A 26,608-nucleotide genomic window follows, 5' to 3' on the forward strand; every position below is an offset into this window, starting at 1 on the left:
CGATAGCATCAGGGTAGTGCACGGGCTTCCTCATTGACCTAACCGCGCCTTGTTGGCTCGGACCGCCAAAGACATGGAGACACTATGATCGCGAAACCAATGGCAGCTGAAACTCCGGTAACGATCGATTACCTAGAAGGATTTCCGAATTTCCTTTCCGTTTGCACAAGCTGGGCCTTCGGACAATGGGGTTGTCAATCGTATGGCTCATATGAACAAACGCGATGTGAGTTTGAAGCCGCAACGAGCAGTTCAATGCCACTGACACTTATTGCCATTGAAAACGCCGTGCCCGCAGGAATGATCACGTTAGCTGATCGTGACTTCGACGGAAAATCCAATCTATCCCCATGGCTTAAGTCGCTGTATGTCCATCCATTCCACCGCAATAAAGGAATAGCCGCGTTGTTGATTAACCGGCTGGAGCAGGAGGCATTGCGTCTCGGTTGCAAAAGCCTCTACTTGGTAACAGAGGACGCGCGCGTTCTTTACGAAAACAGTGGCTGGCAGGCAATTGACTACGTCCAAACATCGTTTGGCCTAGCAGATTTGATGACGAAGGCTCTGCCGGAGACTCCACTTGCCTGAAAAACCCCTACGCCACAGCGTTGAGAACGCGATATCGCGACCCCTTTGGTGTGATCCGATTTTATGGACCATCTTGATGTTGCTGTTGCAGCCGTAACGCCAGCGGCGACTGAGGCGCTGGCTAGCTGTCTCTTGTCGCTGCGATGGCATTCATCCCTGCTTCCGTTCCCACCAGCTTAACCACTGCTGAGACGCTTGTGCTGTTGCAAAAAGCCGCAGGTGCAAGAGGTACGATGTAGCGAGCTAACGAACATTATCATCGAAAGGTTCTGAATCTTTATGCAATCCAGCAACAACGTAGCAGCGTCAGCGACTCTTCATTCTAGCTCCTGGCGTTTTGGCCACCTCTGCGGCCGGTCGTGTCTGCGAGCATCGCTCATATTAACTTCTTTTTTTGCCTTCGGTGTTTCATCCAGTGCCGAAGGAACGGCGCTGCTGCCGGTAAAGCCTTCGCCATATCTCGTAAGTGCGATTACGAGAAGCATGTTTAAGCTGCCGGAACCCGACGATGACCTGGTCATCTTATCTGCGCATCGCGGATCCTGGGAGATCTATCCAGAGAATTCAGCCTACGCCTTGCAAGACGCCTGGAATTCGCAAATCGAGAGCGTGGAAGTCGACGCCCGCTTCACCGCGGACAAGGAAGTGGTTCTATCTCACGACTACAGGATTGAGCGCGAGTCAACTGGAAGCGGTCTATTATACAACCAAGACTTTTCTCAATTAAGGCAGGCGGATCTAAGGGACCGGCATGGTCGCGTATTTACGGATCCGCACGGACGAAAGGCTAAGTTCCTGACGTTCTCTGCCGCGCTCGATCTACTCGCTCAATATGTTTCCGACGATGGTCGTGGCTACGTGATGATCGTAGACGTCAAGGCGGCGGTCGATGATCAGGACCCGACCGATCCCATCGAGCTCATGCAACATTGCCTTGACATTCTCGCGACCAAGGCAAATGCGAAACTCAGCAAAGCCGTCGTATTCAAACTCAAAGCGAAGGATGCGGTGGATGTCGGCACGATCTTGAATCGGACGACCTACGACCCCGGCCTCATTGGTGGGCTGATTATTGTCGAGAACCCGGATGACCAGAACGTGAAGGATTCCAGCTATGATCCCCACGAGGACTCAATCTACGATCAATGGAATGTGGCGCCGTTTTCCATTCAATTTGAGATGAACCAATTCTACAAAGGCGACGGTCTTCAGGCGTATTTTGACTATATCGACCAGAAGCAGGGCTTCGCCACCTATCATGAAAGTAACTACTATCCCGAGGGCGTTGCCAACAGCGCTGGCAAATGCTGCTTCGAGCATAACACCGATCCTAAGTCGACCGCGCAACGAGGTATCGTGCCCGATTACCGAGGTGATCCGGAGATGGCGATCGTCAATCGTACGAATCTTATCACCACCGATTTGCCCGACGTAATCGGCGACATGCTGCGCCAGATTGGGCGCCGCAACACAACCAAACTCAGCCGCTAAGGCAAGACCAACGCGTCCGCAAAGGATTGTCTAATGAATTATGGGAAAAGAATCTTCCTACTGTTTTCTGCGGTGGGTTGTCTTGCTGCTGGCGCGGGCCAATCGGCATCATGCATCGATGAAGCCAATTGTCTTAGAAGCGCATCCGACAAAGTATCTCAGACCCTCACACCGAAGGTCGTGCCGATTTTCGGACAATATCCAAAGGTGTACATACACGACTCGGCGGCAGGAGTGGATTATCCAGTGCCTGAAAATACGAGGCAGGCATTTGACTTCTATACCAATAAGACTTCTTTCAACTTTCCACCGCACGGATCAGTCGAGACTAGTCGACCCGCATCGATCAGACCCGACAGGGGATTCACAGTCCTTTTGGTAGAAAAGACCCGAGACAATACCGTTCCTAATGGCGGTAGCGCGCTGTCGCTACTTAGTTCCCCTTCGAACGGCGCCTACCTGTCATTTGCGTTAGGTGCCACGCCTAACGCAAATGGTCAAAAGTGGTCTTTTGCAAAAAGCCTGCTTCAAAGTGGAAGGGCGGATACTGCGTGGTGGCAAAAGCCGTGGGATATGAACGTCGTGGGGCCAACAGGCGCATTCTCCGGCACAGAGTGGATTTACTACACCTTCACTCCAGACGGCAAACTTCGCATCGACCGTTTCGCGCCATATACCTATCTTTTGATGTTTACAGCTTACCAATGGGATGAGGCAGTGCTCGACAGCGGGTTCCCGCATTCTGCCTACAGCTCTGGTACGCCAACCGGCCGCCCGAAATCCGTCACTTTCGGCTCGGTTGGGCCATGGGTTATTGGCGCGGCCGCGGTGCCCGGGCAGAGCTCGCCCATGATCGAGCCAGTGGAGGCACTGCCGGGCTTTGAGGGAGTGACGATCTTTTCGACCCCGTTGTCCATGAAAGAAGTTATAGCGTATCAGAACTCCCTGAAGTCGAGCGATTTTCTCGATGTCAGCATGCTGCCATGCAATAGCGGTCAGTACCTTTCCGGGGAAATCAGAACCCCCTGTGGTACGGCTCGTCCTGGCAATCCTCCGTCCAATGTTAATTCGGTGGCTCGAAATGGGATCAGCAACAAAATCGAACGCCAGTGACTCTCATTCTGTTCCGACGACAGCTTTACGAAACCAGTTTCAGGACGACCGGTTAGCGGTGAAAGCTGCGCGAGAAATCGATCGTGACAAACAAATAGAGCCGTCTCCAGGGAGCCGAATGAACGGATTGCGTGACGATCAAAGTCGGCAGCCCTCACAGACCCAATGCCCGCATCATTTTGTGAGGGCGGTAATGTGATCGGCCGCTGGATCTATTGTTGATCACTGAGATGTGTCGGAGGCGGGATTGATCGAAATCAAGCAGCCTTCCAATTATCATGAAGCGCTTCTGCTTGAGCCTCATCTCGGATCTGTTGTACCGGTTAGTGAAGGTTAGCACGCCTTGCGAAGCAGGTCGACGCTATCGACCAGAACGACCTTGCCTCTGACTTCGACGCCCGACGCCGCGAGCGCCGCAAATGCGCGGGAAAGGGCTTCCGGCGCCAGTCCCAGTTTGCCGGCCAGGATTCGCTTCCGGTAAGGAAGGCGGAACGTGACCCGCGAGGTGGTGGCCGAGGCGGGGCAGCGGCTCATAAGGTAGTTTGCCACCCGCTGCGCGGCTGTGAGCAACCGGTCTCCCGCAATACAATCCATCGCGCCGAGCAGGTGCCTGACCATGATGCGCATGACGTTCCGGTGTACGACCGGATGTTGGTCGGCGAACGCCTGCAAGTCCGCAAGCGCAAACAGCGCGACCTCGGCCCCGTCGGCGGACCGCGCGCTATAAGCGTAGGACCCGCCCCCCGCGAGTAGATACTCTCCAAAGGTGTCGCCCGGCTCGCACACGCAGATATCCGCTTCGCGCCCGGCGGATTCCGATTTTGAAAGTCGGACAAACCCGTTCATGACGCAGTAGACGAACGATGCCTGCTGGCCCTCGGCTATGATCTTCTCGTCAGCGGCGAAGGTTCGAACCTCAGCCGTTGCGGTGAATTGCTCCACAGTCGCCTGATCCAAACCAGCAAACAGGTCAGACTGCAGAAGTACAGAATTTTTCGCAAGCATCCATCTTCCTTTCGTGTTTGGACCCAGTGTGCGGTCAGGGTTCTCGTTGATCGGTTTCGTCCTCGGCGAGGATTCGCCAGGCGGCGCCTTGAAGGTCGTCATACTGGCCGCTCTTCAGCGACCAAAGGAATGCCAGGAGTCCTATTCCTCCCATCAGCAGCGCGATCGGTATGAGATAGATCAACATGTTCATGCGGCTTTGACCTCCGCACTCCTGCCGATCTCTCCTCGAATTTGCATATCTCGACGCTTGCCGAACGCGTTCAGGCGCAGCGCGTTCGTCACGACGATGATTGAAGATGTCGACATTGCCACCGCCGCTATGAGCGGCGTCGCCAGTCCGGCGATGGCGATCGGCACAGCCAGAACGTTGTAACCGATGGCGAGAGCGAAGTTCTGCCGGATGAGGCTGGCGGATCTTTGTGCAACGGCGATCGCTTCCGGAACAGCGTCAAGGCGATCATTGAAGAAAACGAGGTCGGCGGCCTGTCTGCCGATATCGGAGGCCGTGGCCGGCGCCATCGAGACATGCGCCGCAGCAAGTGCCGGGGCGTCGTTGATACCGTCGCCAACCATGAGCACGCGACGACCTTCGCCATTCAGCCTCTGGCATTCCTCGACCTTCTGTTTCGGCGTCAGAGAGCCCAAAGCCCTGTCGATACCCAGGGCATGTGCCGTATTGTCGACGACGGTCTGCCTGTCGCCGGACACGATCAGCGTTTCAAGGCCGGCTGCATCGAGCCGGTCGATGGCCTCGCAAGCACCCGGACGAAGCGTGTCATCGAAGAAGAAGCGGGCAAGATCGACGCCATTCTTCGACAGGACCACTTCCGAGAACGGATTGTCGGCGGTGCGGGGCACGACGCTGGTTCCGCAGGCAAACGCCGCGTTGCCCAATCGATAGACATCCGCTCCGTTCCTGGCTTCCAGTCCCCCACCGGGGATTTCCGTGACGATGTCGAAGGACATGGGGGCAGTTTCGGTGTCCCGTACCAGGGCCCGAGAAAGAGGGTGCCGTGAATGCGCGGCCAATCCACGGGCGATTGCGGTGGCGCTCTCGTCCATGGCGTCCACTCTGACAAGGCGCGAACTGCCCATCGTCAAGGTGCCCGTCTTGTCAAAGGCCACGGTGTCGGTCTCGGCCAGTCTTTCGAGTGCTGAGCCATCCTTCACCATGATGCCCTTCCGGAAAAGCTCCCCCGCGGCGACGACTTGGACCACGGGCACGGCAAGACCCAATGCGCATGGACAGGTAATGATCAGCACGGCTACCGCGACCAGCATGGCCTGTTTCCAGTCTCCGCCCAGAAAACCCCAGGCAAGAAAGGAGACCAGCGCCAACAGATGCACGACCGGTGAATAGAGTGCCGCAGCACGGTCGGCGATCCTGCGATAGCGAGCTCTTCCGCCCTCGGCTGCTTCCATGAGGCCGATGATCTCGGAAAGAAGCGAATCCTTGGCGATTCTCGTCGCCCGCAACACGAGCGAGCCGGTCAGATTCATCGCACCCGAACTCACTTCAGTGTTGCTGACGACGGCAACGGGGCTGCTCTCGCCGGTGACGATGGACAGGTCCACGTCGCTTTCTCCGCTGACGACTATGCCATCGACGGGAACCCGTTCGCCTGCGGCTATCGAGATTTCATCTCCAACCGCGACCTCTTCGACCGCAATAAAACGTCGCGACCCGTCCGGATTGATGAGCAAAGCTCCGCGCGGGGCCAGTCTTGCGAGTCCGTTGATCGCCGCCCGAGCCTTTTCCCGCATGACATGATCGAGGGTTCTGCCGATCAGCAGGAAGAAGAGCAGCGAGACCGAAGCGTCGAACCACGCATGCTCGCCGTGATGGATGGTCTCCCACAATGAAACGGCGTAGGAGAGCGTCACGGCGAGCGAGATGGGAACGTCCATGTTGGTGCGCCCGTGCCGGAGCGCATTCCAGGCCGATTTGAAGAAGAAGCGCCCCGCATAAACCAGCGCGGGCGCTGCTATCATCGCCGAGATCCAATGAAACATGTCGCGCGTCGCGGCATCTGCGCCCGACCAGACCGATACTGAAAGCAACATGATGTTGGCGGCCGCAAAACCGGAAACGCCGATCGCGAGGAGAAGCTGATTTCTGGTCCTGTCGTTCTCGGGAGTTGAGGGCGTGAAGAGATGCGCGCGATATCCGGCCGAGTTGATCGCTGCGAGGATCTTGGACGGATCGGTTGCGCGCGCCTCGATCTCTTCCTGGTAGACGCAGGTCACCCTTCGAGCCGTGAGATTGACTCGCGCTGTCTTGACGAAGGGAAGCGCCAACAACGCCCTTTCGACGGTCGAAATGCAGCCGCCGCAGTGAACGTCGGGAACACTCAGGTCCAGCTGACGCAATCCCTCGCCGAGCGGCTGGCTGGCAAGGCGAACCTCTTCGGCACTGGATGATGTCGTGCTGAGGGCAAGTACGCTTTCCGCGTCCATGGTACAGCAGGTCATTGGCCTAACTCCGCGGTATCGATGCGTTTTGCCTCGTGCATGACGACCACGCCGCCGTTTCGCGAAATGGCCTCGACGATCCAGTCACCTTCAGCTAGGCCATGTTCCGCTTCGAACTGCCCCGCGGCGATCCTCCTGAGCGCAAGGTGGAAGTCCTCGTGGTCTCCGACGGGCCGTTTGAAATTCAGAACGACGTCGTCGACGATCGCAGGCGATCCGCTCCTGTCGTGAATGTCGTAGCGGATCTCGTTGCCCCTTATGGAGAGCGTGCCCTTGATGCCGGAAGTGGCCATTGCCTTCATTGCGGCCGCTTTGCGGTTGAACTCCTGACTGGCGACATAGGTGTTTTCCACGACCAGACCGCTCCAGCTGGAAGAGGCATAGACGGCCATGGTGACGTTCACCGCGATCACCACGCAAAAGAATGCCGAGGTCGAAAGCAGCATGTGCAGGCCTGTAAAACCTTGAGCGGAGGTCTTCATTTGATGTCTCCCGGTGCATTGAACGCCGCGCGGTAGGTTGCCCGATCGGCATGATCGGTATCTTCGATAACGAACAGAAATTCATTGATCGCCGCTCCGGTAGGCTTGCGCGTAACGAAGACCTTGAGCGTCGTGGCCGCGTCGGGTTCGGCATGGACTGTAAAGCTGCGAGCGTCTTCCTTGCCGAACTCGGGAATGCGCATCGTCGCCCCCTCCAGCCCGACCAGACTTATGTTCACATCCCTCGGCGTCGGCACCATGTTCAGAACACGAAGCGTGTAGCCATTCCGCAGCGAGCCGTCGCTTTCCAGAACATATTGGGGGTTTCGGTCGTGAACGACGTTGAGTTCAAGGCGCTCCCGAAAGGTGAGATGGACGAGCATGGCCACGCCGACCGACGCCCAGGCGACTGAGTAAAACACGGTTCTCGGACGAAAGATGATACGCCAGTTGAAGTGCCGGATCGCCGGAATGAAGGTCCCATCCTCGTTTCGAACCCTGGATGGCTGGACGGCCGTTCGTCCTTCGTCCGTGGCAAGCGACATGTTGCCCGAGTATTCGCTCAGCGTGGCGTAGGCGATCAGGCCGCGAGGCTTTCCGAGCTTGTCCATGACACCGTCGCAGGCGTCGATGCAGAGCGCGCATGTGATGCACTCCATCTGCTGTCCGTCGCGAATGTCGATTCCCATTGGACACACCGCCACGCAGGCATTGCAATCCACGCAATCCCCGACCGATAGGCCATTGACTAAAGCCTTCTTGGCGTGACGCGACCGCTGCTCGCCCCGCCAGTCATTGTAGGTGACGACGAGAGAATTTTCGTCGAGCATCGCACCCTGGATACGTGGCCACGGGCACATGTAGGTGCACACCTGCTCTCGCATCAGACCGCCGAGCACATAGGTCGTCGCAGTAAGGATGGCGACGGTGGTGTAGGCGGCTGCGGGAGCGCGGCCGGTGAACAGGGAAACAAGCAGGCTCGGCGCGTCGGCAAAATAAAAGATCCACGCTCCGCCCGTGACGACGCCGATCAGCAACCAGATCGAGTGTTTGACGACACGCTTCCTCAGCTTGGCAAAGCTCATGGGACCAGCGTCAAGCTTCATTCGCGCGTTTCGATCGCCTTCGATCGCACGTTCGACGACGAGAAAAAGATCAACCCAGACGGTTTGCGGACAAGCGTAGCCGCACCATGCGCGGCCAACCGCGGAAGTGACGAGAAACAGGCCAAACCCCGCCATGACGAGGAGACCCGCTACATAATAAAATTCCTGAGGCCAGATTTCGATGAAGAAAAAGAAGAAGCGCCGTGAAGAAAGGTCGATGAGGATTGCCTGGTCAGGCGCGTAGGGACCGCGATCCCAGCGAATCCATGGCGCGAGATAGTAGATGCCAAGCGTAATCAGCATGACGATCCACTTGAACCGACGGAATCGTCCCTCTGCACGCTTGGGAAAAACCTTCTTCCGAGGTGTGTAGAGAGGCTGCCGGTTGCGACGGGCATTGACCGGCTCGACATTGAGCCGCTCGATGTTATCGGGATCTGGTGCAGTGTAGAGGTTCATGGGACCTATCCGATTTCACCCGCCCTTGTCCCATCTGCCGCGCATCCGTTCCTTGATGCAGATCAAGAAATGCCCAAATGCAATCTCGTGGGAAAGTGATCTTCCCGAAAAGGAACAGGCCACGCCCTGGACAGAGGGCGCGGCCCGCAGGAGCTGCCGAGGAAAGGCACGATTGGGACATCCTCGACGAGGCTAGGGACTAACGGCGAGTCTGCTTGTGGTCCTTGACCCAGGTCAAACTTACGATCGAATTGCCGATCTTTGCCGGGTCGTCCTGATCGGACGGTGGCGGTGTGGCCTTGGCGCGCGCCGACACACGTGATCGTATGGTAGCGCGCGGCGTGCCATAGAGATCGAGGATCGGGTTGTGGCCGTGAGCTGCCATGGCTTTTCTCCTCACGTCCCGCCGCCAAGCGAATGCACGAAAATGGTAAGTTCCTTGACCGCCGTGTCGCCGAGACGCCCTGCCCAGGCAGGCATGACGCCATGCTTGGGAGCGGCCACCTGACGGATGATCGCATCCTCGCCGCGTGCCTTCAGCCAGATCGCATCGGCGAGATCCGGCGCGCCCATGTCGGCCTTTCCTTTGGCGTCGTCGCCGTGACATGCGGCACAGTTATCGAGGAAGACCTGCTTTCCGGCCTCTGCGAGACCGGGGTCCGACGGTGTATTGGTCAGTCCCCAGACGTAAGCCGCGACCTGCCTTGTCTGGACGGGATCCAGAACATCGGCAAAGGGCGGCATCTCGGAAGTATGAGTGTCCGTATCCCCGTCGAAGCGAATCCCATGCGCGATCGTCGCCTGGATGGCATCCAGGTCTCCGCCCCACAGCCAATCGTCGTCGTTGAGGTTCGGAAATCCCGGCCCGCCGCTTGCTCCCGAGCCATGGCACGGCGCGCAGTTCACCTTGAATGCAGACGCGCCGCCGGCGACCGCGAATTCGCGAAGGGCAGAATCGGAATCGATCTCGTGCACCGTCTTGGCGGCGATCAGATCATGCAGTGTCGTCTGCGATGCTTTGGCCTGATCCAGGTTCTGCTGCAGCTCGGCGCGGCTGGAGAAACCCAGCATGCCCTTCGTGGCGTCGGTAACCATCGGGATCGCGGGATACGCGATCGCATAGCCCAAGGCCCAGACGATAGTGGCGTAGAAGGTCCACACCCACCAGCGGGGCATCGGATTGTTGAGTTCGCGGATGCCGTCCCATTCATGTCCGGTCGTTTCGACGCCGCTAAATTCATCGATATGTTTTTCCGACATCTCAATCATCCTTCAAGGGAATATCGGCGGCCTCTTTCGCCGTTTGCTTGCTGCCTGGGCGAAGGGTGAACACAACGACGCCGACGAAGAATGCCGCCATTGCCAGAAGGCCCCAGCTGTCGGCGAAGTGTCTCATTGCAGTGTAGGTTTCCATGGATCACCTCATCGGTAGCCGGTCGCGTCGTCGTAGGTCGAGAAATCGACCAACGTTCCGAGCATCTGCAGGTAGGACACCAGGGCATCCATTTCGGTCAGCGCAGCAGGATCGCCGTCGAAATCGCCGGTCTTCGCCTTCGGATAGCGGGCAAGCAGGGCCGTCGTATCTGCGTTCGGATCGGCTTGGGCCTTCATGTCGGCCTCCGCATTCGCCAGCATGTCGTCGTTGTATGGCACGCCCACGTCCTCATTGGCCTTCAGGTCCATTCCCACGTCCTTGACCGTCACCCTCTGCTCTTTGAGGAAGGCGTAACGCGGCATGATCGACTCCGGCACCACTGCCCGTGGATCCGCGAGATGCTGGACATGCCATTCGTTGGAGTAACGTGCCCCGACACGGGCCAGATCCGGCCCGGTTCGCTTGGATCCCCATTGGAAAGGATGATCGTACATCGACTCGGCCGCGAGCGAATAATGGCCGTAGCGTTCGACCTCGTCGCGGAACGGCCTGATCATCTGGCTGTGGCAGAGGTAGCAGCCTTCGCGGATGTAGATGTTCCGGCCGGCCAATTCGAGCGGCGTATACGGCCGCATGCCTTCCACCTTTTCAATCGTATTCTGCAGGTAGAACAGCGGTGCGATTTCGACGATGCCGCCGATGCTCACGACGAGCAGCGAGCCGACGAGAAGAAGCGTCGCGTTCTTCTCGAGGATCTGATGTTTATCTAGTATCGATGCCATGTCTCACCTCATTCGGCAGGCTGTGGTTGGGGCACGAAAGTGGTTGGGATTGCAGCTTCGTCGCGCAGGTGGCCGCGGATCGTCATGAACACGTTCCAGGCCATGACGAGACCACCCGCCAGGTAAAGCGTTCCGCCGACCGCGCGCAGCACGTAGTAGGGGAACATCGCCGCGACCGTCTCCGCGAAGGAATAGACGAGGAAGCCCTGGGAATTGTACTCGCGCCACATGAGCCCCTGCTGGATGCCGGCAACCCAAAGCACGGCGGCGTAGACGACGATCCCGAGGGTTGCGAGCCAGAAGTGCCAGTTGACCATCCGCAGGCTGTAGAGACGCTCGCGTCCCCATAGCTTCGGCGTCAGGTAGTAGATCGCCCCGAAGGTGATCATTCCCACCCAGCCGAGAGCGCCGGAATGCACGTGACCGATCGTCCATTCGGTATAGTGGCTGAGCGAATTGACGGTTTTCACCGACATCATCGGGCCTTCGAAGGTCGACATCCCGTAAAAGGCGATCGCGACGATCATCATACGGATGATCGGATCGGTGCGGATCTTGTCCCAGGCGCCTGAAAGGGTCATGAGACCGTTGATCATTCCGCCCCAGGAGGGCATCCAGAGCATTATCGAGAAAACCATGCCGAGCGTCTGGGCCCAGTCGGGCAGCGCCGTGTAATGCAGATGATGCGGGCCGGCCCAGATGTACATGAAGATCAGCGCCCAGAAGTGGATGATCGAGAGCCGGTATGAATAGACGGGTCGGTTGGCCTGCTTCGGCACGAAGTAGTACATCATGCCCAGGAAGCCGGCGGTGAGAAAGAAGCCGACGGCGTTGTGGCCGTACCACCATTGGGTCAGCGCGTCCTGGACGCCCGAGAAGACAGAATAGCTCTTGGAGCCAAGGAACGAGGCCGGAACCGCAAGGTTGTTGACCACGTGCAGCATGGCGATGGTGACGATGAAGCCGAGATAGAACCAGTTTGCCACGTAGATGTGCGGCTCTTTGCGCTTCAGGATCGTTCCAAGATACACGGCGAGATAGGCGACCCAGACGATGGTCAGCCAGAGGTCGACATACCACTCAGGTTCGGCATATTCACGGGCCTGGGTGATTCCGAGAACATATCCGGTCGCAGCCATCACGATGAAAAGCTGGTAGCCCCAGAATACGAACCAGGCCAGGCTGCCGCCGAAAAGACGTGCGCGACAGGTGCGTTGCACCACGTAGAACGACGTCATGATCAGCGCGTTGCCGCCGAAGGCGAAGATGACCGCCGATGTGTGAACGGGCCGCAGCCTTCCGAAATTGAGATAAGGGGCGATGTTGAGGTCGGGATAGGCCAGTTGCAGCGCGATGACCACGCCAATGAGGAAGCCGACCACGCCCCAGAATACCGTGGCGATCAGGCCATACCGGATCACCTCGTCGAAATAGCCTGATATATCGACTTTCCGCCGTTGGCCTGCCGGCGAAAAATCAACGTTCCTGACCAGCAGGGCAGCACCCGCGAGCAGGCAGAAGCAGAGAATACCCATGTGGACTGCAAAGAGGTGGTCATGTGCGAATGCAGCTCCTAGCAGCGCCAGAAACGCCGCGACCGTAATCACCATCGTTTCCGTTGTGTAATTCATGATATCGTCCTCAGTGCACAGACGGCCGCTTTCCGGCCGGCTTTTTGGTACTTGCGCCAGGACTGTCATGAAGACGGTGCTGGCGTCTTGATCCAAGTCAAACTAGGCCAGCGTTTTCCCACTATGTGCGGGGTTGCTTCATTCGTGAAAGGGCTTGGACGCCAGTCTGATAGCTACGCTGAAACGACAAACACGAAGATGCAGATCAGCACTTTTCGGAGGAACTGCACGCCGCAGCCGAGCGACCCAGATGCTTTTCTCGCTTGCGCAATCTCTGCATGTCAGGGGGTGTAGGCCGGCGAGAGGACATGCGTGAAGTACGACGTCGAGCCGTCGCCAATGGAGCGATGCGCGGCCCATCTCTGACTTTGTTTAGGCGGAGAGCAGGTGGGGCGTGACCTTCAACGTCAGGGCGGTGCTGTGATCATGTTCGCCTTCAGCCGGCGAGAGATGATGGCCGATCTGGTGAAGACACGCGGCCGCGGAAAACCCGCATCGGCTCTGTGGCTGCAGCTTATTTGTGAGGCGAATAGGGTCCTCGTCGACGGCTGTGCGGAGCCGTGCATTGAGCGGGAAAAAGATTGGGACCACACAAGCAGTGAAGGCCCCGCCAAGATGATCTCGAACTGTCGCAGGATCTAACGCTCTTATTCTGCGAGCATTGCAGAGGTGAGCTTTTCTCTCCGCCGGTTCGTTCATTGCGAGGTCTTTCGAACGCAGAGCGGCGTCGAGTGAATTCGAGCCTTAGGGCTTCAGTTATGCGATATCACAAGATTCACGCCGGCCGAGAAAACCCTGTTAATCCACGTTCGTTCACCTCGTGTACGACCCTTGAGACGGCACCCTGTTCTAGATCAAGGTGGTTCATCAACGCGGACTGCGCCCGGTCCGTTGCCACGCCTAATTCAGACATTGCGGCACTTAGTCTTCCGAGGCTTTTGACAAACGCGGGCCGAAGATCCGACGCGGTTATTTCCATTCGTAAAGGGTGAGTACAAAAACAAAATCGGTGGACGATTTTGCAAGCCTCACAATTGGCCGCTTCCTCGGCGATTTTTGCGAATATCGCTTCTGTCCTTAAGGCGAGTTCGTCAGGGGACAATTTGTCCGACACGCTCCAGCTCTCTGGCGCCTGCGGCCGCATTCGATTTAAGGCCGAAATGAGGGTCTCGCGTCCAACAACATAAAAATCCAACAGTGTATTTTCTGACATCGGTCTCGTGAAAAAACCTCTCTGAGGGATGTATTGGATCTTCCCTTCCGCCGCCAGCCGCTGAAGTGCTTCGCGTACTGGGGTTCGACCAATATCGAGCTTAGACGCCAGATCCTGTTCCCTGAGATGTTGGTCCGGCACACGGCCGTAACTGTGCAGCAATCGCCGAATAGCATCGTAGGCAATATCGGCCTTTGCAGGTTCTGGTTCAATGTCAAAATTTAAATCGACCCCGCGACGTGGAGGCGCGTTCTTGCAACACCGCATTTGATAGTTTTCCTCTGTCGATGTCCTTTAAGGACTCTACAGGATCTTATTCGTTGATATCGGGCGTCGTTCCGAATTCAAGGCTGAAAATATTTTGGCCTCCCTATACCGGCACGAGTTTTGGCCCGAGCGAGATTCGCCGGCCTGTAGTACAGCCGCGGTTGGCTTTTATCACTTTCTCTCGCAGTTGAGTTCAATGCCATGCGCAAGAGGTCGCGGTCACGTTCTCCAGCTACACGGCTGACCTTCATCTCTGGCCTGTCAATTCTGGCTTTGTATGTGTGCATGTTGTCACGTCGGTTCATCTAAGCCTCCCTTCGCTGACCGGGGTAGGCCCCCGTGCCGCGTGTTGAGCAGATCTAGACGGCGCCTCGCCACAGATCAATATATAAGGATAATATATTTTTTGATATTTTGGGGTTATCGCTCGAGCGTAAGTTTTTGTATTTTAGCTTTCTGCGGATGACTAAGTAAACGTATAATACTGTACGTATTAATCAAACAACTGCGCATGTTCGGTCACACGATTCTCAGTTGGCGAGTCGCAAAATCTTTAACTGGCCATGTTCGCTTACCAATCGCTCAAGCAGCCGGATAAGTTCCTCGTCTTGCTAGACAATTCCAACATTTTAGGTGGCTCGATTAGTTCCTCACCTCGGAGCCGATGGCCACGGGAGTGAATTTCTTCGAGAAAATCAAATACCATAGGAAACGCAATGGAAGTGTATCATCGCCGTTGTCAGGGTAGGGGATCAGGCACTTTCAAGCGCGTGGGTAACGAAGACTTTGGCTTAACGCCTTGGATCTCATGTATTTATCAACCTGTAGGTGGAGTTAATGCGCAAGACCGACAAGCTGACGCTGGTGATGCTTGATCGATCGGTGTCGCAAGCCATGCAGCGGCGGCGAATTCGCTGTTTGCCTTCTAGACGGCTCTCTTTAGCACGGAGATCGAAGGTAGAATTCCGACGTGCAGTTGGACAGAGCCGAAATTTCACAATCGCTGCGAGGTCTCGCGCCAACAGCCCGACCGCGGGGAACACCATATGAGTCGGTTCAAATCAGTCCCGCACGCCAGCAGTTCCTCATACTTACAATCCGATCCACAACCTCTTCCATCTTGGCCGCAACCGAACGAGCACTGCTGAACATCGCAAACTGCGAAACGCCGCCATAAATCGTGGCAGGAAATCACCCTCTCGACCGCCGCAATGGCATCCTATGCTCGACCCAAGCTAAGGCGAGCTACCGTATGGAGAGAGCTTGCCCATCTGTAGGCCGCTTGAGGGACCTCGCGCCTTAACTTGACACGAGGCCAGTAACGGTACAACGCTGGATGGATGAATTTGAAGCTCAGTTTCTGATTTTCACTACCTGCCAAGAGCCGCTTCCGCCGTCACGATTGAGCAGACGCGCACCCGTGACGCTGTATTTGAAGCCGCCTGCACCTACGCCGTTGGTATCCAAAGCGCCTGCCAGCGTACCAAAGGTAGCTACCAAATATATGTCGTTTGTGTCGCTCAGATTTGGATCATTGCGTTTATTTTGGCTACTAATGAGGACGTACCAAGCGGCCGCAATCGTATCATCATTCAAAGTGGTGGTGGTTGCCACGGGATAACCGCTATCACCCGGCGGATTGCTGCTGAATAATGCCAAATAACTTTCATCTTGGTAATTTTGAAGGCGAATCTGATCACCGCTGCAAACGTTTTGTCCAGGGGTTTTAGAGGAGCCCGGCGCCGCCATTATTGTCCATTGCGTAGCAAGTTCTTGCCCTGATAGGCTTGCATATGTTCCGACATTATCCACGGCACTGGGTACCTTTGATTCCCCGCCAACACCGAGGTAGCCGCCAAGCCCGACTCCTCCGTATGCGTTGATGATGCGCAATCTATCGCCGTATTTGAGATAATCGTCTGCCATTTTACGCTCCCGGTAGCGATGTGACGATCGAAAGGATCGTTCCATCGTAGGTTTAATAATGCGTCTCACTTGAACCTGGGTTGGTGGCGCTAGTAAATGAGTAAATTTACTTAATTGAGCGGCCTTGTTGCGGATTTCAGACGTGAACCCGGCCACCGTTCCAATCAAAGACCGGCCAATTTTCGGCACTGAAGATTACCTCCTGGGTCAGCAACGTTTGGCATCGATACCTCGTGATGATCGAGGACATTTTGAGCCGGCAAAGAGAAGACTGAGCATGAGACATTACGATAAATGCTGCGACTTGCCGGAAGCGGGACCAGCTCCCGCGAGATTGTAGTCGTATTGGGAATAGCGCGCAGTACGCCCATTACAGAAGGACTTCCGATATTCGCATCAACCTCGCAAGGCGGCCACCGGGAGCTTACCGAGCGATGTGACAAGCGGAGGCTTCAGTTTCTCACCAGGCCCGAGATTGAAGCGATTCTGGACTGTACGGATCGAAGCACATGGCCGGAACGCGGCGATCACACTCTTCTACTGCTGGCCGCGCGAACGGGGTGGCGGGGCTCTCCGAGGTCATCGATCTCGACCGAGACGCGGTAATGTTCGGCCGCGGTGGATAGGTGCAATACATCGGAAGAGGCCGCAAAGAGCGAGGTACGCCACTCACAAAGGACGCACAGCAAGCCCTTCGTTGCTGGCTGAAGAAGCCCAGGAAACGAGGCGCAGCGGCCCTCTTTCCGAACATGCACGGCGGCAAGCTCAGCGTGCAGGCGCTGCTGAACAGTTTCGCCCAGGCGCGCGTGCACTGCGTCTCCGAGAGTGGCTCGGGAAAACCGTCAAATGACATCAGCGGCCGTGAGTTGTTGCTCAGCACGTCGGCAAAGCTAAGTAATAGTACCTATTTAAGTGAATCCTTTTTTAGCTCACAGTGGTTATCACAACATACGAAAAATACCTTTATACGACCACTACACCCAAAAGAATGATCGGCTATCGGCAACTACAGATTGCGTATAGCGGGACGCATGACTTCAAAAGAGGAGAATGGAAATGGCTTATGCAAGAAATCCCTTTCTTCAAGCATCGCGTGCAGCAACATCTTCGACAAAACCTAGCCGCGGTTTTTGGACTTCGCCAGCTGGAAAACACCTACGTCTAGCCAAGAACTGCTTCGCATTGGCGAAACAGCATAGGGCGGCAGGCAACAAGAAGAAGTATTGGAGCCTGCTGAATGCCGGCCGCAGTGCTTTGGCCCTTTCCCGGCACGAGGTGTCCCTTTGGAAGCGCGGGCAGAGTGTCCGGCGCAGGTCTTACGCGATCCATCGCGCCGTCTAGGTGTGTCCCTCCGGCGCGGAATGTATTCTCGCGAGTGCATTCCGCGGCAATTGTTTCTGCGCAGCCCGAGGCAACGGTCTTTTGGCTGCATTTCGGTCTAGGGAGGAATAACTAAGATGAGCGACTCGTTGCTTTTTGGATATTCGGTAGAAGAGAACGACGGCAAGTTCGTCATCACGTTGGCGGGGAAGCTGGCTGTTCTGATTATGCAAGATATTGGGGCAAACATCGAACCCGAAGCTTCTGGCACTGCCTGCTTGCCCATGATGTTTCCCTATAGCCTGCTTGCATCCCATGCCGTCCGGATGAGCTCTCAGGCCGCTGTCGAGGGGGGACAGAAGAGCGAGTCCACACTCTCCGACATCTTTGCACAGGGCTTTGACAAGGATTTAGGAGAATTCGATCGCCAACTCGAACGTTATCAGGCTCTGCTATCGCCAGCTGGATCGAACGGGCGCGGGCACGAGACGCCGGTTGCCGTGAATGAAGCCGCCGATGTCGCTAAAACAAAAACGGTCGTCTCGAAAAATTAAGAGGATAGAAGGAGAGCAACAATGGTTCAGCTGTCCCGAGAGGAGACTTTTCTCCTACTGACTTGTAGACCGGACCTGACGCCCTCCGATGACGTGCGCCTGCAGCGGATTGTCGATTCGGATCTGGATTGGTCATTCGTCCTTTGGCGTGCCGAGAGCTATCAGACATTGCCGTTGTGCGGTTTCCACCTCAATAGACTAGCCTTGCTTCCCCGGACACCAGAATGGGTCGTCCACTACATACATATGTGGTCGCAGTTGTCGAAGGCGCGGAGCGAGGTACAATTCCGTCGCCTTGGTGAACTTCTAGGACATTTTCGTGCGTGCGATCTGGAACACTATTTGTTCAAGGGTCCTCTATTGGCAGCTCTGCTATATTCCGACCCGGCACTGCGCCCGATGCAGGATTTGGACATTATGGTGCGCAAAGCAGATGTCTGGCGAGTGCAGAAAGAGCTTTACCGATTGGGTTATCAGCACGGAGTATTCAATCCGGCGGATGGTGTCTTCACACACATGTTCCGCAAGATCACACACCAGACGCTCGAGCATAAGTACGCGCTACATTCAGTCACTATGGTCGAGGAGATTCGGCCGAAGTTCGATACGACCCTAATCGCGCCAGAATGGCGAACGCGGCAGATCAAATCCTTCGTCCAAGACGATGGCTCGGTGCGGATGCCGGTGTTCGTCGACATCCACTTCAGTCTTGGAGCTGGCATGGAGGAGGTAGACGTCTGGCGCGGCGCCGGTCCCCGCAGGTTGCTCGGTCGAGAAGTGCATTGTCAGTCGCTGACTAGCGTTCTGTGGTTCAGCGCTGCCCGCATCTATTTTGAAGCCTACCAACATGGCACCCTGAAATTGCAGATGCTGGGCGACATCGACGCGCTGTTGCGCCTTCATGCCGAGGACATCGACTGGCCCGAGTTGCTTGCGGTTGCCGGCAAGTACGGCTTTTCAGCTGCAATCTTCTACGTCCTTGAACAGGTTCGTCGCCTCTTTGATGCGCCGGTTCCTTTGAAGGTGTTGGCGCTTCTGATGCCAGATCAGCAAGGACGGCCGGATGAAGCGGACTTCGGAGACATTGTCCCTAAGCTGTTATCGCGTACAGTCATCAGTGATCTTCAGCTCGCTTGAGGCGGGACCCGCGGCCGGCCTTGCGACACGGCAATTACAACATGGCTAAGCTATTGCAGCTAGCGATCAAAGGTGGTCGCCGCCTGGCAAGGCGATCCTTATATGAGGAGCAAACGGTGGAACGCGTAGCAATAATCGGTGGAGGGCCGGCCGGCCTGGCAGTTGGCCAGGCTCTTGCCAAACAGCGTATTAAATTCCTCTTGTTCGAGGCTGGCCGTACGCTTGCAGAACGTAAGCATGACGTGGCAGACCATCTAGGAAGCGGAATTGGTGGTGCCGGCCTTTTCTCCGACGGCAAGTTCAGCTTTTTTCCATCCGGCACACATCTTTACACGCTAGAGGGCCGTTGCCGTCTTGAGGATGCCTATGGCGCAATCGAACGCCAGCTGGCGGAGGTGGGCATTCCGGCGCCCCCTTTTGATCCGGACACCGAAACCAGCTTTCTCGGCACGGGCCAGCCCATGATATGCAAGGACTATCCGTCGACCTACGGCTCGTTGGCGCAGCGAAACGCGCTGATAGCCGCCATGATGCATGAGTTCAGCAACCTCATCTTGGCCAACACGCGCGTGGAAATGATCATTCCCTCGCCACAAGGCTACCTCGTGCAAAGTCGTGGAGCGGACGGCGATCTGAGAGAGGAGTTTTTCACCCATCTTGCGATCGCAACTGGGCGCTTCGGTCCGCAGGCACTACGGTCCATGATGACGGCGCCGATCGCCATGACCGACCTGCGATACGAGTTTGGTATCCGTATCGAACATCCTAACGGAGTTGGGTTCCTTAACGCCGTTAAACGCCCAGACGTGAAATACATTCTCGATGCGGCGTGTACGGAAGTGCGAACCTTTTGCACTTGTCGCGACGGGGAGGTTTGGATGATCCCCTATGGTGGCACTGCTGCTCTTTCCGGTCGGTCGGACGGACCCCCGACCGGCTACTCCAATTTCGGTTTACTGGCGCGCTTCGGCGGGAATAATCTCGACAGAGGTCGACAGATTTGGGCCGATTTGCAACAGCGGTTGGGGAGCGATACGACGGCGACATGGCAGCCACTCACCGAATTCCTAGATCGCCCTTCCATATCCCAAGCGCTTGAATTCGGAAAGGCTGATCGTCCCTGGTTCCCGCGGCAGAAGTTCAGCAGGGGCGACGTGGCCGCTCTATTACATCCCGAACTCTATAGGATCCTCGCCGAAAGCGCGCGTATGCTCATCACGCAGTTTCCGGACATGGCGACGCCAGAGACTGTCTGCATTTTCCCATCAGTCGAGGGTGTTGGTGCCTTCCCGACCGTTGATGCCGCCTTGCAGAATCATAGTGGGCGGATCTGGTATTGCGGCGATGTCGTCGGCCGGTTTCGCGGCCTCGTCCCCGCCCTTGTCAGCGGACATTATGTCGGGGCCTCCATCGCGGCATGTCTTCGCGAAACTGCGGCCGAGGAGTTACATGATGTGCAGACAATTGCCGCACAATAAACTGGCGCGGAAGTACACATCCGAAAATCCGAGCCGATCAACGGGCGGCAATACTGCGATAAGCGCAGACCATTTGCGGGAGGTAGTGGAGCATGCTTATAGCAATCGAAGGAATTGATGGAGCGGGCAAGACTCATATTGCCCGAAAGTTGGCTCATAACCTGCGTGATGGGGGGTATCTGGCCCGTTATTTGAATAAGAGCGACATAGAATTCGGAGACGCTTTCACTGATAGTCGGCTTCGCCTGCTAAAGGAAATCATTTGGCCTGAACAGGGCGAACCGAAGATTGACCTGCTCGGAACCCATTTTTATTTGTTTTTGCTCGCATCCTGGTTTTCTGCCGTGGGCCAAATGCTTCGCAGAGAGCCCAGGTTTGGCAATCTCATCACCGTTATGGACGGTTCGCAGTTCAGAGTGGTCGCCAAAGCGCATTGCCGAGCGAAGATCGACAGAGCCCAGCTTCTCGATTATTTCGATCGGGCTGCCGAGCCTGATCTAGTCGTCCTGTTGGAGATAGAGCCGCATGTATCTTGGCACCGGCGCACGGTCTTCAAAGAGACCGAGATGGGGCGTTGGGACGGTTATCGCGGCGATCCGCGCGACGCTTACTGCGCCTATCAGACAAAGATTCAGAACGTCTTGCAGGAGATGGCTTGCGAACGTGGTTGGCTTGTCGTTCCTCAGAATGAGGATACACGCGATACCGATGTCGTTGATTGCATTTTGCAGCACATTGCCGCGCAACACGACGTCGAGGAATACCACCTGGCTAGGAAGGCTACACCGTGTGAATAAAATTACTGCAAATCGCCAACCCACTTTACATCGGCAGCTGCCATTGGCGGCCCTTCTGCAGTGTCACAGCATAAATAATTGGTCTCCGAAGGCACAAGAAACGAAAACTTCGTAAGAAAACATACAGACGCCCGCCGGGGCGGCGCCCTTTAAGCCCAGCCGTTCACGCAGCTTAAGCCCCACGGTGCGTAGCGGCAAACAAGGTGAGATTCGTATAGCCTCATTGGAGAATGCTCCTGAATGAACTGCCTATTGCCTCACCAAAATGCTCCTTTCGCGTTAGGGCAGCTCCGTTGTTCTGCTGGGGTCGATTCCGAAGATCATCGTATGCGCACCATCCCGACGCCAGTCTTTCACTCGCCGCTGCACGTCCTTATTAGGCCATCCAGATATTCACCTGGATAAATGGACTGAAGCCTCTCCAATAGTTCCCGGCCGGTTCTCCATGGTTCCTCCTGGAACCATGCACGGAGATCTTCCGTAACGCTAACGAGCGGGTCGGGTCGCCGCCGCTCACCCTTGAGTTTCGGCTTCGCTTTCGCCGTCGGACGAACCTTCCCGTCTGTCCAAGCGACACGCAAGCTTTGTAGAAAGCTCTCGATATCAGGAGCGTCGGTTGATGGTGCGCCCTGGTGAGCGATGTCAACGAGGCGCTGTTGTCCCGCACGAATGCCGCGGAGAAGCTTTACGGAGTCGAGTTGCTCGCTCATGTGCAATAGGCGATTGCGAACCTCGGTCGACGTTCTTGGATCCGTCTTCAGCCGCTGATGCGGTGTCGCGGGAGAAGCGTATCTTTTCTTGACCAATGTGCCATCACGCCGCTTTTCCAGGAGTTTGAACGACGGTTGAAAGAAGTTTACGAACAAACGCATTGAACGGTATAGGTCCGCGAGCGTCGCCGCAGCTTCAACGCCTTCGTGGCGATGATAGCCGGCAATCCCCGCCGGACGACCGATCCGTTCTTCTGCTCGACACCTTTAGGCACTCCTTATCACTTCGCAGGACCATCGACGACGGCGTTGGCCGGCGAACGCGTGAAAACTAGGTAATTTCACTCATTTAAACGACCGGGGGTCTAATGCATTCTTGCACTATGATGGGGGGCAGAATGATAAGACTTTACGTCGGTCGCCACGAATCACGCGGGCAAGCAATGGAGAAAATTTGGCGCTTTCGGCACGAGCAATTCGTGGAAAGGCTTGGCTGGGAGGCGCTTTGTAGAAATGACGGATTAGAAATCGACCAGTTCGATCACGACCGTGCGCTGCACCTTGCATTGTTCTTCGAAGATACTGTCGTGGGATATACGCGATTGCTCCCGACGACTGAACCTCATCTCTTATCGGATGTTTATCCGCAGATCATGAAAGGGCAAGCATGGCCGCGTTCGCCCGAGATCGTACCAATCCAGGCAAAGCCTTCCATGTCTGGCTTGAGGAAGCATCATCAACTCTATTCTATCCAAGGAAACACCCTCTTGCTCGAGCCGGAGGCTCGAAATCCGCTGAAGCCCGATGCTACTTTGCACCAGGTCAAGCCAGCTCTGACATCAGGTCCGGGCCATTTGCAAGTACATTGTCATAAGCAAAGGCGGAGCTGTTGACCTGGTTTCGTTGTCTGGGCAACTTTGCCAAAGATACAGACAAGGCTCCTCTTCGCTGGGTTTTTCGTCTACAGTGGCTACTCGGAGAGTTAGCTCCTACCGGAAGCGACCATGAAAAATGCTGCCTTGAGTAGCATGTCCTGGAGGGAAGAGTGGACAGCGAGGCGTTGGCAACGGCAAATGTAATGTTCGACTTTATATCAGACGCTGCACTAGCGAAGAGCAGTGAGGATATACTGAAGTCATTGAACAGAACAGCGTGCCACTTTGGTTTTAGTTGCTTTGCAATGTCCGGCATACCCTTGCCTACGGAGCGCATCGATCCGTATTTCTTGTTGAACGCATGGCCCTACGAGTGGTTTGAACGTTATTCAACGGGCAATTACGTCCATGCCGATCCCGTGATCCATTTGAGTAAAATGCAAGACGGTGCCTTTGTGTGGTCGGAAGCACTGCAGGGTCAAGAGCTCGGCCGTCATGCGCGCCGGATTATGATGGAGGCCCGAGAGTTCAAAATGAAGGATGGTTACAGTGTGCCACTGCATACCGCCGACGGCTTTCAAGCAATTATCACTTTCGGGGCAGAGAAGGTGGATCTGTCGCGAGCTGCCAGAGGAGCGCTACATATCATATCAATTTACGCCCATAACACAGTGCGCAGCCTGTTAACGAAAAACGTGAGCTCCCAAGACAGGCGCCTTTTAAGAATAACTGCGCGTGAACGAGAGATCATTCAGTGGTGCGCTGCGGGCAAGACAGCGGTGGAGATCGCGGCAATTCTAGGCCGCTCGCATAGAACCATCCAAAATGAGATACTCAATGTTCAACGCAAACTCGATGTCGTCAATTCGGCGCAGATGATAGCGGAGAGTTTTCGTTACGGAATCCTTCGGTAAAGTAACGCCCTCCTGGGTGAGGGCCGCAATTTCGATGACGTCTGATCACGATTGTCCGATAAGGCGCGCGTGAACCCCAAACCTTAGCCAATCTCAACACTATGGACCGCGGTCCGTTCGCCATGTCACCTTTAGGCACTCCTTATCACTTCGCAGGACCATCGACGACGGCGTTGGCCGGCGAACGCGTGAAAACTAGGTAATTTCACTCATTTAAACGACCGGGAGTCTAATGCATTCTTGCACTATGTTGGGGGGGCAGAATGATAAGACTTTACGTCGGTCGCCACGAATCACGCGGGCAAGCAATGGAGAAAATTTGGCGCTTTCGGCACGAGCAATTCGTGGAAAGGCTTGGCTGGGAGGCGCTTCGTAGAAATGACGGATTAGAAATCGACCAGTTCGATCACGACCGTGCGCTGCACCTTGCATTGTTCTTCGAAGATACCGTCGTGGGATATACGCGATTGCTCCCGACGACTGAACCTCATCTCTTATCGGATGTTTATCCGCAGATCATGAAAGGGCAAGCATGGCCGCGTTCGCCCGAGATATTCGAGTGGACCCGATGTATTGTCGCGGAAGGTCAAATTCTAATAAATGGGGTATCGGCGTCACATGTCTTGATGACCGGCGTGATGGAATTTTGCCTTGTTGCCGGCATAACCTCGGTGATCGTCGAAACGCACCCGAAGCTCGTGCAACTCTTAGTCTCAACCGGTTGGAACGTAACCGAGCTTGGTCCGCCTTCGCTGCTCAATGGCGTATTAATCGTACCAATCCAGGCAAAGCCTTCCATGTCTGGCTTGAGGAAGCATCATCAACTCTATTCTATCCAAGGAAGCACCCTCTTGCTCGAGCCGGAGGTTCGAAATCCGTTGAAGCCCGAAGCTACTTTGCACCATTTGCATTACTGTGAATTCATGGCGAAGCGCGACTTGGAGGCTGATAGAGGCTAACCGGTGCGCCGGATTTGGGCGAGGAGTTTCTGGCGGAAGACTTCTGCCGGTGTTTTGTAGCCGAGGCATTTGCGTGGCGTTGCGTTCAGGCGGTTGCAGATCTCGGTCAGATCGCGGTCGCTGAGAGACAGTGGATCGACCTCTCTCGAAAGCCATTTCCTGGCCCGTCTATTGGTGTTCTCGACGGTGCCCTTCTGCCACGGGGATTGCGGATCGCAAAACCATGTCTGCGCTCCGATGCTGGCCTGCAGGTAAGGCCAGTCAGTGAACTCCGTGCCACGATCGAAGGTGATCGAGCGGCGGGCGAGGTGGGGCAGGGATTGCAGCACCTGGATCAGGCCGTCCATCACCGGCCTCGATTGCCGGTCATTGTTGCGCAGCAAGACGGCAAATCGGCTGACCCGTTCGACCAGCGACGTCACGTTGGCCTTTCCGAACTTCTTGCGAAACTGGATGAGATCGCATTCCCAATGCCCGAACTGTTTGCGCTCGGCGACGGCGTCTGGCCGGTAGAGAATGTTGACATCCGGGTGAACCGCCTGCCATGGCGGCGTCTGGCGTGGCGCGGCCTGCGTCTGGCACGATGCTCCGGCAGGTGTCGCCACAGTTTGATCGCGTGACCGTCCGAGGAATAGGCGAACTTATAGATCGTCTCATGGCTGACGGAGATCGGATGGCGCTCAAGCTGCAATCGGCCAGCGATCTGTTGTGGCGACCAGCCATGCATGATGCGCTCGATCACCGATTGGCGCAGCTGCGAGAACCGGGCAAGTTTGCGCAGCTTGGCACGCCGTTCTCGCGCCATGTCATTGGCCATCACGCAGTAGTAACCGTTGAGGTCCGGCATCTCACGATCCTCGAACGTATTGCGGCGCAGCTCACGGAAAATGGTTGAGCGATGCCGGTGCAGCTTCTCGGCGATCACGTCAACGCTGATCCCAGCCGTGCGCCAGCGGGCAATCTTGCGGCGTTCCTCCATATCGATCTGGGAGTAGGTGCGCTTCATATCTCGTTCCTTGCAGGGATAAATCGTTGTTATCTATTGCAAGTCGCGCTTCATCCTTGAACCCACCCGGCTACATAAAGAAGTGGCGTAAGCATACTTATGGAACTACGGGCCAGTGCTTGGTTATTGGTTGTCCATAATCCTGTGACTTAGCCTGCTCCGCTTCGGCCGTCGACGACCCCTCGCGGGTCTCCCGATTGCCAATCAGGTTTTCGAATTGTAGCGGCCGGCCGCCTCAAGAATCATCTTTTTGGCGACATTGACGTCCTTCCAGCCGGCTATCTTCACCCACTCGCCGGGCTTCAGATCTTTGTAGTACGAGAAGAAGTACTCGATCTGCTTCAGGGAGATTTCCGGCAGGTCGGTGTAGTCCCTAACCTTGTCGTAGAGGCGCGTCAAATTCGCCATCGGCACGGCGATTATCTTCTCGTCCTTGCGACCATTCTCTTCCATGACCAGAACACCTATCGGACGCACATTTATAACGCAGCGCTCAACGAGTGGTCGAGTGTCTACTATCAGGACGTCGATCGAATCGCCATCTTCTGACATCGTGTGCGGCACAAAGCCATAATTGCCCGGATAGGCCATCGGCGTGGAGAGGAAGCGTTCGACGACGAGTGCACCGGATTCCTTGTTCATTTTATACTCAATCGGCTGGCCGCCGACCGGCACCTCGACAATGACATTCACGTCGTCCGGCGGGTTCTTGCCAATCGAAATCGAGTCGATACGCATGGGGGCTCCTTTGGTGAATGTTGACGCGCAGGCACGCAGGTACTCTCACGACGACGGTCCAAGCATGATCCACGTCATCCGTCCTGTCGTCAGCCAGCCTTCCAGTTCAGCCGGTTGGCTATCAGGTGATTGGCCACCGCGTGGTTAGAGAGCGTCGAGTCGTCAAGGTGTCTCGGTCGGTCCTAGCACTCGTCGTGCCAAGCCGAT

The 26,608-nt window shown here is 56.1% G+C and carries 23 protein-coding genes and 1 pseudogene; 10 read left to right on the forward strand and 14 right to left on the reverse strand.

Annotated elements, in window-relative coordinates:
- Positions 1-84 precede the first annotated feature (84 nt).
- From AC1D2N_RS29945 to AC1D2N_RS29955, 3 genes are all read left to right on the forward strand, one after another.
- The gene (locus AC1D2N_RS29945; protein ID WP_245483706.1) at positions 85-588 is read left to right on the forward strand and encodes a GNAT family N-acetyltransferase; all 504 of its coding nucleotides are present in this window, start codon (positions 85-87) and stop codon (positions 586-588) included.
- Positions 589-1,071: 483 nt separating this feature from the next.
- Complete coding sequence (locus tag AC1D2N_RS29950) at positions 1,072-2,079, forward strand: glycerophosphodiester phosphodiesterase family protein (protein WP_063473330.1); 1,008 nt, start codon at positions 1,072-1,074, stop codon at positions 2,077-2,079.
- A gap of 33 nt (positions 2,080-2,112) precedes the next feature.
- The gene (locus tag AC1D2N_RS29955) at positions 2,113-3,192 is read left to right on the forward strand and encodes a hypothetical protein (RefSeq protein WP_065277068.1); all 1,080 of its coding nucleotides are present in this window, start codon (positions 2,113-2,115) and stop codon (positions 3,190-3,192) included.
- 333 nt (positions 3,193-3,525) lie between these two features.
- On the opposite strand, the gene AC1D2N_RS29960 is transcribed toward AC1D2N_RS29955, so the two are convergent.
- From AC1D2N_RS29960 to AC1D2N_RS30015, 12 genes are all read right to left on the reverse strand, one after another.
- Positions 3,526-4,197, reverse strand: coding sequence for a Crp/Fnr family transcriptional regulator (locus AC1D2N_RS29960; RefSeq protein ID WP_130657481.1), 672 nt, complete (start codon positions 4,195-4,197; stop codon positions 3,526-3,528).
- A 34-nt stretch (positions 4,198-4,231) separates the two neighbouring features.
- A complete protein-coding gene (gene ccoS / locus AC1D2N_RS29965; protein ID WP_003549679.1) occupies positions 4,232-4,390 on the reverse strand; it encodes a cbb3-type cytochrome oxidase assembly protein CcoS in 159 nt (52 codons plus the stop codon).
- Positions 4,387-6,672 carry a cation-translocating P-type ATPase gene (locus tag AC1D2N_RS29970; protein ID WP_065277070.1) on the reverse strand — a complete coding sequence of 762 codons (2,286 nt, stop codon included), beginning with the start codon at positions 6,670-6,672 and terminating at the stop codon, positions 4,387-4,389. Before AC1D2N_RS29970 ends, ccoS begins: the two co-directional genes overlap by 4 nt.
- Positions 6,669-7,154 carry a FixH family protein gene (locus tag AC1D2N_RS29975; protein WP_065277071.1) on the reverse strand — a complete coding sequence of 162 codons (486 nt, stop codon included), beginning with the start codon at positions 7,152-7,154 and terminating at the stop codon, positions 6,669-6,671. Before AC1D2N_RS29975 ends, AC1D2N_RS29970 begins: the two co-directional genes overlap by 4 nt.
- On the reverse strand, positions 7,151-8,719 hold the full coding sequence (gene ccoG / locus AC1D2N_RS29980; protein WP_130657482.1) for a cytochrome c oxidase accessory protein CcoG: 1,569 nt from the start codon (positions 8,717-8,719) through the stop codon (positions 7,151-7,153). Before ccoG ends, AC1D2N_RS29975 begins: the two co-directional genes overlap by 4 nt.
- A gap of 199 nt (positions 8,720-8,918) precedes the next feature.
- Positions 8,919-9,104, reverse strand: coding sequence for a hypothetical protein (locus AC1D2N_RS29985; protein ID WP_017969137.1), 186 nt, complete (start codon positions 9,102-9,104; stop codon positions 8,919-8,921).
- An 11-nt stretch (positions 9,105-9,115) separates the two neighbouring features.
- A complete protein-coding gene (ccoP, locus tag AC1D2N_RS29990; RefSeq protein WP_065277073.1) occupies positions 9,116-9,979 on the reverse strand; it encodes a cytochrome-c oxidase, cbb3-type subunit III in 864 nt (287 codons plus the stop codon).
- 1 nt (position 9,980) lies between these two features.
- Positions 9,981-10,133 carry a CcoQ/FixQ family Cbb3-type cytochrome c oxidase assembly chaperone gene (locus AC1D2N_RS29995; protein ID WP_017969139.1) on the reverse strand — a complete coding sequence of 51 codons (153 nt, stop codon included), beginning with the start codon at positions 10,131-10,133 and terminating at the stop codon, positions 9,981-9,983.
- Positions 10,134-10,141: 8 nt separating this feature from the next.
- Positions 10,142-10,876 carry a cytochrome-c oxidase, cbb3-type subunit II gene (ccoO, locus tag AC1D2N_RS30000; RefSeq protein ID WP_018070435.1) on the reverse strand — a complete coding sequence of 245 codons (735 nt, stop codon included), beginning with the start codon at positions 10,874-10,876 and terminating at the stop codon, positions 10,142-10,144.
- A gap of 8 nt (positions 10,877-10,884) precedes the next feature.
- A complete protein-coding gene (ccoN, locus tag AC1D2N_RS30005; RefSeq protein WP_020486316.1) occupies positions 10,885-12,507 on the reverse strand; it encodes a cytochrome-c oxidase, cbb3-type subunit I in 1,623 nt (540 codons plus the stop codon).
- A gap of 775 nt (positions 12,508-13,282) precedes the next feature.
- Positions 13,283-13,987, reverse strand: a complete 705-nt coding sequence (locus AC1D2N_RS30010; protein WP_017969142.1) for a GntR family transcriptional regulator — start codon at positions 13,985-13,987, stop codon at positions 13,283-13,285.
- 1,353 nt (positions 13,988-15,340) lie between these two features.
- Entirely contained in the window at positions 15,341-15,913 is a 573-nt protein-coding gene (locus AC1D2N_RS30015; protein WP_080635755.1) for a hypothetical protein, read from the reverse strand.
- A 1,457-nt stretch (positions 15,914-17,370) separates the two neighbouring features.
- Between AC1D2N_RS30015 and AC1D2N_RS30020 the strand changes: the two genes are divergently transcribed.
- The 7 genes from AC1D2N_RS30020 to AC1D2N_RS30050 all read left to right on the forward strand — a co-directional run bounded on the left by AC1D2N_RS30020 (position 17,371) and on the right by AC1D2N_RS30050 (position 24,657).
- Positions 17,371-17,787, forward strand: a complete 417-nt coding sequence (locus AC1D2N_RS30020; protein ID WP_017968905.1) for a hypothetical protein — start codon at positions 17,371-17,373, stop codon at positions 17,785-17,787.
- A gap of 21 nt (positions 17,788-17,808) precedes the next feature.
- Complete coding sequence (locus AC1D2N_RS30025; protein WP_017968906.1) at positions 17,809-18,924, forward strand: nucleotidyltransferase family protein; 1,116 nt, start codon at positions 17,809-17,811, stop codon at positions 18,922-18,924.
- 116 nt (positions 18,925-19,040) lie between these two features.
- The gene (locus AC1D2N_RS30030) at positions 19,041-20,402 is read left to right on the forward strand and encodes an NAD(P)-binding protein (protein ID WP_130654386.1); all 1,362 of its coding nucleotides are present in this window, start codon (positions 19,041-19,043) and stop codon (positions 20,400-20,402) included.
- Positions 20,403-20,494: 92 nt separating this feature from the next.
- Entirely contained in the window at positions 20,495-21,199 is a 705-nt protein-coding gene (locus AC1D2N_RS30035) for a nucleoside/nucleotide kinase family protein (protein WP_017968908.1), read from the forward strand.
- A 1,108-nt stretch (positions 21,200-22,307) separates the two neighbouring features.
- A complete protein-coding gene (locus tag AC1D2N_RS30040) occupies positions 22,308-22,802 on the forward strand; it encodes an acyl-homoserine-lactone synthase (RefSeq protein ID WP_245308441.1) in 495 nt (164 codons plus the stop codon).
- A gap of 152 nt (positions 22,803-22,954) precedes the next feature.
- Positions 22,955-23,698: a helix-turn-helix transcriptional regulator gene (locus tag AC1D2N_RS30045; protein WP_017968911.1), complete on the forward strand. Its 744-nt coding sequence runs from the start codon at positions 22,955-22,957 to the stop codon at positions 23,696-23,698.
- Between the two features lie 263 nt (positions 23,699-23,961).
- A complete protein-coding gene (locus tag AC1D2N_RS30050; protein ID WP_245308446.1) occupies positions 23,962-24,657 on the forward strand; it encodes an acyl-homoserine-lactone synthase in 696 nt (231 codons plus the stop codon).
- On the opposite strand, the pseudogene AC1D2N_RS30055 reads toward AC1D2N_RS30050, so the two are convergent.
- Together AC1D2N_RS30055 and ppa are read right to left on the reverse strand one after the other, a co-directional pair.
- Positions 24,654-25,663: pseudogene (locus AC1D2N_RS30055) on the reverse strand (IS30 family transposase). The gene AC1D2N_RS30050 and the pseudogene AC1D2N_RS30055 overlap by 4 nt on opposite strands.
- A 204-nt stretch (positions 25,664-25,867) precedes the next feature.
- Positions 25,868-26,401, reverse strand: a complete 534-nt coding sequence (ppa, locus tag AC1D2N_RS30060; RefSeq protein ID WP_065276858.1) for an inorganic diphosphatase — start codon at positions 26,399-26,401, stop codon at positions 25,868-25,870.
- Positions 26,402-26,608: the final 207 nt, after the last annotated feature.

The sequence above is a fragment of the Rhizobium sp. P1_B8 genome, assembly GCF_056406515.1.